General features: G+C 49.8%; 9 protein-coding genes. All 9 read left to right on the plus strand.

Annotated features, from left to right (window positions below; genetic code table 11):
- The first annotated feature begins 161 nt into the window (after positions 1 to 161).
- On the plus strand, positions 162 to 1,136 hold the full coding sequence (locus RW092_RS19325) for a response regulator (RefSeq protein WP_316011007.1): 975 nt from the start codon (positions 162 to 164) through the stop codon (positions 1,134 to 1,136).
- 81 nt (positions 1,137 to 1,217) lie between these two features.
- Positions 1,218 to 1,757: an AraC family transcriptional regulator gene (locus tag RW092_RS19330; protein WP_316011008.1), complete on the plus strand. Its 540-nt coding sequence runs from the start codon at positions 1,218 to 1,220 to the stop codon at positions 1,755 to 1,757.
- Entirely contained in the window at positions 1,750 to 3,513 is a 1,764-nt protein-coding gene (locus tag RW092_RS19335; protein WP_316011009.1) for a sensor histidine kinase, read from the plus strand. The genes RW092_RS19330 and RW092_RS19335 overlap by 8 nt, the downstream gene beginning before the upstream one ends.
- Before the next feature lie 73 nt (positions 3,514 to 3,586).
- A complete protein-coding gene (locus tag RW092_RS19340) occupies positions 3,587 to 4,903 on the plus strand; it encodes an ABC transporter substrate-binding protein (protein ID WP_316011010.1) in 1,317 nt (438 codons plus the stop codon).
- On the plus strand, positions 4,848 to 5,522 hold the full coding sequence (locus RW092_RS19345) for a carbohydrate ABC transporter permease (RefSeq protein ID WP_316011011.1): 675 nt from the start codon (positions 4,848 to 4,850) through the stop codon (positions 5,520 to 5,522). The genes RW092_RS19340 and RW092_RS19345 overlap by 56 nt, the downstream gene beginning before the upstream one ends.
- Positions 5,519 to 6,322, plus strand: a complete 804-nt coding sequence (locus RW092_RS19350) for a carbohydrate ABC transporter permease (RefSeq protein WP_316011012.1) — start codon at positions 5,519 to 5,521, stop codon at positions 6,320 to 6,322. The genes RW092_RS19345 and RW092_RS19350 overlap by 4 nt, the downstream gene beginning before the upstream one ends.
- A 62-nt stretch (positions 6,323 to 6,384) precedes the next feature.
- Complete coding sequence (locus tag RW092_RS19355) at positions 6,385 to 7,668, plus strand: cellulase-like family protein (RefSeq protein ID WP_316011013.1); 1,284 nt, start codon at positions 6,385 to 6,387, stop codon at positions 7,666 to 7,668.
- Positions 7,669 to 7,816: 148 nt separating this feature from the next.
- Positions 7,817 to 8,278: a Fur family transcriptional regulator gene (locus tag RW092_RS19360; RefSeq protein WP_016311681.1), complete on the plus strand. Its 462-nt coding sequence runs from the start codon at positions 7,817 to 7,819 to the stop codon at positions 8,276 to 8,278.
- A gap of 2 nt (positions 8,279 to 8,280) precedes the next feature.
- On the plus strand, positions 8,281 to 8,562 hold the full coding sequence (yidD, locus tag RW092_RS19365) for a membrane protein insertion efficiency factor YidD (protein WP_016311682.1): 282 nt from the start codon (positions 8,281 to 8,283) through the stop codon (positions 8,560 to 8,562).
- Positions 8,563 to 8,651: the final 89 nt, after the last annotated feature.

Genomic DNA, 8,651 nt, shown 5'->3' on the forward strand with positions numbered 1-8,651 from the left:
CACGTATGAACTCAGTTGAACGAACTTAAAAGGACGCCGCCAGGCGTTTTTCTTACGTCCAAAATCGGAAGATTCTCCATTAAATTGAGAATGAAATCAATTGTGTGAATTCGCGTTCTCCTGTAAGTTGAAAGAAAGCAGGGAAGAAGGAGGGGGTAACTGTGAACCGTCTGAAGGTGATGATCGTCGATGATGAAATATTGGCCATCGAACACTTGAAGCGTTTAGTTCGTTGGGAAGAGCTTGGGTTTAAGGTGACCGGAGAAACTGTTCATCCGCGGAAGGGGTTGGAATTGGCGGCTAAGCTGAAACCGGATCTCATTTTTGTGGATATTCGGATGCCTGGCATGGATGGCTTGATCCTAAGCGAGAGGCTGGCGGAAGCCGGCAGTCAAGCCAAGATCGTAATTCTTACCTCCTATAAGGAATTCGAATATGTTAAGCAATCGCTGCGGATTGGTGTCCATGATTACTGGGTCAAGCACGAATTAACGCCGGAGACCTTAACGCTGGAGCTGGAGAAGCTGAAGGATACGATCAATAAGGATAAGGCCATGCAAAGAAAAATGAGCAGGACATTGCTTGAGCAGGCGAAGGCAGGCAAAGAACTCTCTAACGAAGAGTTGAAAGCGCTTGCTAATTATATGTCCTTGTTCGGATCCCAATATGTGTACATCGCTATCGAGTTGGATACCCCTTATCCGGTTGTGGGGCGGCCTGTAGCTCCACAAGATGCGGGGATTCAAATGTCATGGGAGGCTGGGGACCGAGCGGAATACCGCTGGATTGAGACGTTTACAACCATTGCGGCGGGAGGAACCCGGATCGGGGTTTTGCTTGGATTTGACGGGATGGTCAGCCGAAGACAACAGCATGAGGAACTTTTTCAGAGGAGCACGCATTTGAAACAAATGTTTTCCGAGCAGATTGCTTCTAGTGGGGGTACGGTATCTGCTGCGTGCTCAACCGTGTTTCAGGAGGTAACTGAGCTGTTTGCTGCCGCGACGTGGGCGGAGAAGGCGTTGGATCTGCGTATTTTCACCGGGATGGACAGCGTGATCATGTGTACCGAAGACAAGGAAGGCACTGTCTTTACATTGGAGGCCATAGAGACCGATTGGGCAGCGTGGACCTAGCAACTCCGTCATGGTATTGAGGCGCATCGCCTTGCCGAAGTTGAAGAGGAGATCGACAACAGGTTTACCCGTATCAAGAAAATGGCCAGCCTTGAGGAATTGCGAATCGTTTGCAACGAATTGTCCAAGGAGCTGGATCAGCTTCGCACGAGCAAGGGAAAGCCGCCCTTTCGCGATGAACTGTACAGGGAGATTGAAGGCTCGGAGGAGTGGACTTCGGTGACCGGCATTGCGCGTTGGTTTAAAAACCAGTTCCGAGCTGTGATGGAGGACGAGCACGGGGATGTCTATTCAGCGAAGGTCAGGAAAGCGATCCAATATATTCACCGACATTATGCCAAAGATATAAGCGCCGAACAAATCGCTGAGCATCTCGCCATCAGCGGCGATCATTTACGACATTGCTTCAAAAACGAAACCGGCCGTACAATCCTGGACTATATAACGGAGGTCCGCATGGAGAAAGCCAAGCGTTGCTTGGCGACAGGACAATACAAGCTGTATGAGGTGGCGGAAAAAGTGGGATACCGCAACAGCCATTATTTCAGTAAAGTGTTTCAACGAGTGACTGGACAGCATCCGCTGGAGTATTCGGAAAGGAAGCAAGTTCACCATGAGTAACTTATCCGGATTTAAAATGCGTGCTCGGATCCGCACCAAAATTATTGCCGTATGCGCTCTGATCCTGTCCTCGTCCTTACTCATCAGCAGTTGGGTCACTTATTCGTATGTTAAGGATATTATGCGGGAACAAGCCGTTCGAGATAATACGACGAAGCTGGAACAGACGTCTTCATTCATCAATCGGATGCAAGAGCAATTACGTGAAACCGCGGAATATATCATCAGCGACTCCGAGATGAATGCGTTGATGGTCAAGGATCCATACGATACGTACGAGCAAAGTTACTTCAAGAAAAATAAGGTTCGAGAGAAGCTGAAGCTGTTTCCCGTGATGAATTCCAGCTTGTTAAATGTGATGATTATTCGGCCGGACGGCGAGGTGTTTTCTAATTACCAAGGGTATGACAGCTACTATAAAGAGTATCTGAATCAGGCTTGGTTTGCCGCTTACCGGATGGGACGCAGCGAATCGCGTTTTTCCGATCCCCATGATTTTATTTTTCTCAACCGTCGGCAGCAGGTGATTAGTTATGTTGTGGATTACAGGAACTTTAAGGACGATGGTGACGAACGGTATTACCTTGTGCTGGATTTCAATCAAAAAGATCTCGCGAGCTTATTTGAACAGAGCAACAAGGATTTTGAACGACTGCTTCTATTAAATCAAAACGGCGTTCCATTGTTCGACAGCAACCCTGAAGTGACACCTTGGACCGATAGCGATTCGCAAGGGGGAAACTATATCGAAATTGTTGACGATACCGTAGGGGAGAGATGGCAACAAGTTGCGGTGATCTCCAAATCACGCTTGTACGAGCGGATTAACAAGTTGTTGCTTTTTTACACGCTGATTGTGGCGGTAAGCCTCATCGTGGTGATGATGATTCTGCTTCCTCTGCTCGTGCAACTGACCCGGCCGATCTCGAAGCTGGTTCGAGCGATGAAACGAGTGTCCGCAGGCGATTTGAACACTGAATTGCAGATCCGGAGCGGAGATGAAATGGAACTGCTGGGGCTTGGATTTAACCGAATGATGAAGGATTTGAAATCATTGATCGAATCGCATGTGCAGGAACAGAAGGAAAAACGGAACATGCAGATCCAGCTGTTGTTGTCCCAGATGAACCCCCATTTTATATATAACACGTTAAACACTGTGATTTATTTAGCCCATGCTGGGCGAACGAAGGAGGTGGCCGACATGACCGCCTCATTAATCTATCTTTTGCAAAACACGATCAAAATCGGCGATGATGCCTGGTTCACGACCCTGGAGGATGAAATCGAATTGGTGAAAAAATACGCCGCCATCCAGGACTGCCGTTATCCCGGACGGTTTCGGATCGAATGGGACATTCAAGAGGAGCTGCTGCCCTGCATGGTCCTCAGGATGATGCTGCAGCCGCTTATTGAAAACGCGCTATATCATGGGATTTTCCCCTCCGAACGGGACGGTTGGATTAGGATCTCTGCTCGAAGAGAGGATCGGTTTATCGAGGTATCTGTCATCGACAATGGTATCGGTATCCGCAAAGCCCTAAAGGTCCCCCCCATCCAGAATGGCTCCACAGGAATCGGACTTTCTAATATTCGTGAACGATTGAATTTTCATTATGGTCCGCCGGCCAGCCTCGAGATCAAGAGCTTTCCGGGCGAAGGAACGGAAGTGCGGATACGTCTCCCTTTCACGATTGAGGACGGGGACTCCACTGCGGAAGACAGCCGATTTATGCGTAAAATAACCGGGTTGTGAGATTTTAACCCCATTGCAGCGATGATAAGATCGCATTGTAAGCGGATACAAATAGAATGTGGGAGGGGTTAATATGAAGAACAGACGTCTGAGAAAGAGTTGGGTGACGCTCTTGGTGTTGGCGATGATGATCACGGCGATATTGGCGGGTTGTGCGAAGAACGATTCTGCCGCCAATCGGAACACAAGTGAGCCGTCGTCGAACTCAGGTGGCACTTCCGCCAACGCCGAAGGGGAAGCTCCGACGCTCGGCGGGATCCCCACAAGCATCGAAGGTGAAATCGTCGTATGGGACTGGGATGAAGCCTTCCTGACCACGATGGTGCCGGAATTTAACAAAGTCTTCCCGAATGTCAAAGTGAAATACACCGTCGTTAACAATAACGACTACATGCAGAAGCTGCAAAGCGGGATTGCATCCGGCTCCGAGGTGCCTGATGTCATATTGGGCGAAATGAACTTCCGCGGGCAGTTGTTTGATCTTGATGTGCTTGACAATCTAGAGCAAGCTCCTTATCACTTCTCCAAGGACCAACTGCTCGATTATTTGCCGCCGCTTCTTTCGAACACCAAAGGCGAGCTGGTGGGCGTCGATCAATCGATTACACCGGCTGGACTCGGATACCGGAGAGACCTGGCCAAGGAATACCTGGGCACCGACGATCCAAACGAATTGTCTACGCTGTTGCCGGATTGGAATGCCTTCATCCAAAAAGGAATTGAAGTCAAAGAAAAGAGCGGTGGTGCAGTGACGATGATCGCCAGTTTCGACGACGCTTACCGCGTGTTGAAAGGGCAGACCGAACAGCCATACATCAATGGATCCACGATTGAGTTAACGGAGCGAATGAAGGTACCGTTCGAGAAGCTGTTCGCCATGCGAGATGCTGGGATTCTTGGCAAATACGAGGGGTATACCCCGGGATGGAACGCGTCGTTTGCAAAAGGCGATAATATCTTCTACCCGATGGCGCCGTGGAGTCCCAAATGGAATGTGCAGGCTAATGATCCTGACGGCATCGGGCGATGGGGCTTGATGGCCGCGCCGGAAGGCGGCTTTACGTACGGAGGAACCTCTGTCAGCGTCTATAAGAACAGCAAGAACAAGGAAGCGGCTTGGTCTTCGGCTGTGGCCCTACTTGTTTTCGCTTCCGTTCGTGCTTTTGTACTTGGCGTTTCAGTTTTATCCGGTCATCTATTCGTTTTTCCTCAGTTTTCACGAGTGGAATGGTGTCAGCGAGAAACGGTTTGTTGGGTTCGCCAACTATGTGACGCTGTTTACAAAAGATCCGTTGTTTTACAAATCGATTTTCAACACGGTTGTCATTATGCTGATGTCGTTACCGACCTTGGTCTTAACCGGCATGCTGTTGGCTTATCTCATTTTTAACATGGTTAAAGGGCGAATGCTGTTTCAAACGGCGAACTTTCTGCCTTATATTACGACGCCTGTTGCTATTGGCTTTATTTTCTCCTTTATGTTCGACTGGCAGACCGGGATCATCAACGCCTTATTCGTAAAGATGGGCTTGCTTCAGGAAGGAATTTACTGGTTACAGGACCCCTGGCTGTCCCGAATCATCATTGCGATTATGATCGTGTGGCGAAATTTAGGTTACTTTATCGCGATCTATTTGGCGGGGATGACGGCCATTTCCCAAGATGTCTACGAGGCAGCGAAGGTGGATGGAGCTACAGCATTTCATACCTTCACCCGCATCACGCTGCCGCTGCTCCGAAATATCTCTGTGTTCCTCATTGTCACTTCGATTATCGGAAGCCTGCAGTTGTTTGACGAGCCGAAGCTGCTGTACGGCGGCTGGACGGCGAGCCAGGTCGGCGGACCAGACAACGCGGCGCTGACGATCATTTGGAAGTTCGTCAACGATTCGTTTATGAATGTTCGTTTTGGATATGGTGCGACGATCGCTTATGCGTTGTTCATGCTGATCGTTGTGTTCTCCATCGCCAGCTACAAGCTCTCCATGGGGAAGGGGGACCAGGAATGAAGGTCGTAAAATGGGTGTTTCTCAGCATAGTTACCCTCGTATCGCTGTTCCCTTTTTATGTGATGTTGATGATGTCGACGTATTATTCTGAAGATATTTTCAAAGGCTTGCCGTTGATTCCTTCCGACTATTTGTTGGAGAACTTGAAAACTGTGTTTAAGACCAACTTCGTGCAGGTTTACTTGAACAGTATGATCGTTTCGGTGTCCGCAGTGGTTATCGGTGTCTTCACGGCTACGATGATCGGTTATGCGGTCGCTAAATACCAATTTAAGCTGAGGAATTTTCTTCGTTATTTCATTATCATTACGATGATGGTTCCCAGCCAGGTTGGGTTGATCGGTTACGTTATCGAGATGCGTACGCTGGGGTTTGGCAACACGCTTCTCTCCGTCATTCTGGTTTGGAGCGCATGGTCGTTTGGCGCCTTTTTCATGGTGCAGTTTATCAAGGATACGGTACCCAATGAAGTCATCGAGTGCGCGAGAATTGACGGGGCCTCGGAGCCGCGGATTTTCTTTAACATCGTTATTCCGTTAATTAAGCCGGGACTGGCTACGTTGTCGACGCTGGTGTTTCTTTGGTCATGGAACAACTACTTACTGCCGTTGGTGACGATCAATAACAGCGAGAATTATACGATCCCGCTGTTCGTTTCAACGTTAGGATTTGTCCACCGGACCGATTATGGCGCTCGGATGGCGGCGCTGGGGTTGTCGACGTTGCCTGTTCTCATCATCTTCCTGTTTGGCAGCTGCTCATTCATTAAAGGGATTACTTCAGGGGCCGTGAAAGGATAAGAGCTAAGCGGAACCGCCGAAATCAAGCTTCTAAATTTAAGAGGTTTTAAGAGGTGAATCGCATGAACAAGATCAGCGCGCATCTTCCCCGCAAACTAACGATTACGATGTGGGATTTCTCTTGGTATACGATGACGATGCCGGGGGAACCGTTTCACGATCTGGAGCAATGCTTCAAGGAGGCGGTGGAAAGGGGCTACAATACGATTCGAATCTGTGCGATGCCATTCCTGCTATTTACCGCAGACGGCCCGCGTCCTGACCGATTAGCCTTCTCCAATCTTGGTCAAGTGGGAGTGAGGACACGCTGGTATAACTGCACAGGCGGCGCGGAAATCGACGGTCATCAGCATTTATTAAATCTGTTTCGTCTGGCGAAGCAATACGACATGTTCATCATCCTCTCTTCCTGGGAGTATCAACAGAGCCCCAGCTTCTTGAGGACACCGGAGCTATTTGAAGCGCTGCAGGCGATTCCGCCGCAGGAGCGATTCATGGCTTTGGCTCGGTCGATGGATCAGTTAATTCGTTTCGTCAAATCAGCCGGACTTGGAGACCGTATCGCTTACGTGGAACTGCACAACGAGATCGAGTTTGGACGGTTGAGTCAGATGGCGCTGGAGGCGGGCATCTCGTCCCGGCAGCTAGGCAAGCTGATCCGCTATACGAAGTCCTATGTGGAGGAGGCACTTGCCTATTTACAGGAACAGCATGCCGATCTTCGGATCACCGGCTGCTACACGCTGAACGAGCCCTATTCCAAAGACTGTGTTCCGGATAACGAGCAGGTTGCCCATTTTCACATGTATATTAACGGTGTACTGCAGCAGTTGATGGAGGAGACGGGGATCCGTAACCCGGATCTCGAATTTCCCAATGCTTTGGTGCAATCTTTACTAAGAGATGATGCTCCGCCGTTCGAGGACTATAGGCTGCCCGATGGTGAGGAATGGCGAATGCATGAAAATCCGGTTGGCCTTAAGCTGATGTACGTCCATGATTGGTGTGACCCGGTGAAATGGGATTTGTACTTGTATGAGCATTACGGTATACACCAAAAGGCCATGCTGCAGAAGGTGGACGAACGGTTTGAAGAAACTGCGGATTGGGCAGAGAAGCACGGCATTCCGGTTGTTATTGGCGAAGGATATGTCGGCTATACGCCGCTGTTCGCCCAATTTGAGGAAGGGCCGGTTGGCAAAGCTATTGCAGAATATGCCATACGAAGAGGGATGGAACACGGCTTTTGGGGCATGGTGCTTTGCTCCAATTGTGCTCCTCATCATCCTTTTTGGTCTGACATCGCTTGGCAGCAGAAGTGGAACCGGTTTATTTTAAACAGTTGACATGGATGGTATCGCCCTTTTGCCTTCTTAAAGGTAAAGGGGCTTTTACGTTTGTGGAGTTGGATCCCGTCGAATTGACGATGCACTGAATTTGCGGCATTATTAGAAGAGACGCATGGAACGAAGGTGCAGACGGGAGGAATGTCACATGCTGTCGACCGAGGAAATTATTAAAGTGATGTCCAGCCGGGGACTGCGGATTACCGACCAACGCAAAAGCTTGGCCAAACTGTTCGCTGAGCGGGATGGTTATTTGACCCCTAAGGACGTCTATGAATATATGGGTAAAGAATACAGCGGCCTGAGCTTTGATACCGTGTACCGGAACCTCCGGGTAATGGAGGAGCTGGGGGTGTTGGAGCAGGTTGTCTTTGAGGACGGCTTGAAGTTCCGAGCCAGCTGCAGCAGTGAAGGGCATCATCACCATCATATGATCTGCTTGCAATGCGAGAAGACGTATCCGATTCATTTCTGCCCGATGCCGCTGACCGATGCGCCGGAGCAGTTCCAGGTTGTGAAGCATAAATTTGAGGTGTTTGGGTATTGCAAAAATTGCCGGCCGGATGGCAAGCCGCAGGATGCCGCGCCGGAACAACACGAGGTGCACTAAAGATGGGCCTTGTGCGTAAAACGTTTCAGGCACCAATCCACGTGTATCGCAAGTTTATTTCACCGCTAAAGCCGCCGACCTGCCGATTTTATCCGACCTGCTCGGCCTATGCCTTGGAGGCGATTGAGGTGCACGGACCGTTGAAAGGGTCCTGGCTGGCGGCCAAGCGGATCGTGAAATGCCAGCCGTTTCATCCAGGCGGGTATGATCCGGTTCCCCCCAAGGTTGAGAAGAAGCGTGGGGGAGAGCAAGGCACGCCGCCGCTGAGCGACGGACAGGCCTAATTGCATTGGTGTGCAGTGACCAACCCAGCGTGGCCGTGTCAACTCATATAAAAATGTTACCGAAGGATAATGGTTCACTCACGTAATTT

The organism is Paenibacillus sp. 3LSP, assembly GCF_032465655.1.
Classification (GTDB): domain Bacteria; phylum Bacillota; class Bacilli; order Paenibacillales; family Paenibacillaceae; genus Fontibacillus; species Fontibacillus barengoltzii.

Excerpts from the sequence above, each read along its gene's own strand:
- yidD (WP_016311682.1), top strand. The coding sequence starts at position 8,281 with ATGGGCCTTGTGCGTAAAACGTTTCAGGCACCAATCCACGTGTATCGC.
- RW092_RS19360 (WP_016311681.1), top strand. The coding sequence starts at position 7,817 with ATGCTGTCGACCGAGGAAATTATTAAAGTGATGTCCAGCCGGGGACTG.
- RW092_RS19350 (WP_316011012.1), top strand. The coding sequence starts at position 5,519 with ATGAAGGTCGTAAAATGGGTGTTTCTCAGCATAGTTACCCTCGTATCG.
- RW092_RS19340 (WP_316011010.1), top strand. The coding sequence starts at position 3,587 with ATGAAGAACAGACGTCTGAGAAAGAGTTGGGTGACGCTCTTGGTGTTG.
- RW092_RS19345 (WP_316011011.1), top strand. The coding sequence starts at position 4,848 with ATGTCGTTACCGACCTTGGTCTTAACCGGCATGCTGTTGGCTTATCTC.
- RW092_RS19335 (WP_316011009.1), top strand. The coding sequence starts at position 1,750 with ATGAGTAACTTATCCGGATTTAAAATGCGTGCTCGGATCCGCACCAAA.
- RW092_RS19355 (WP_316011013.1), top strand. The coding sequence starts at position 6,385 with ATGAACAAGATCAGCGCGCATCTTCCCCGCAAACTAACGATTACGATG.
- RW092_RS19330 (WP_316011008.1), top strand. The coding sequence starts at position 1,218 with ATGGCCAGCCTTGAGGAATTGCGAATCGTTTGCAACGAATTGTCCAAG.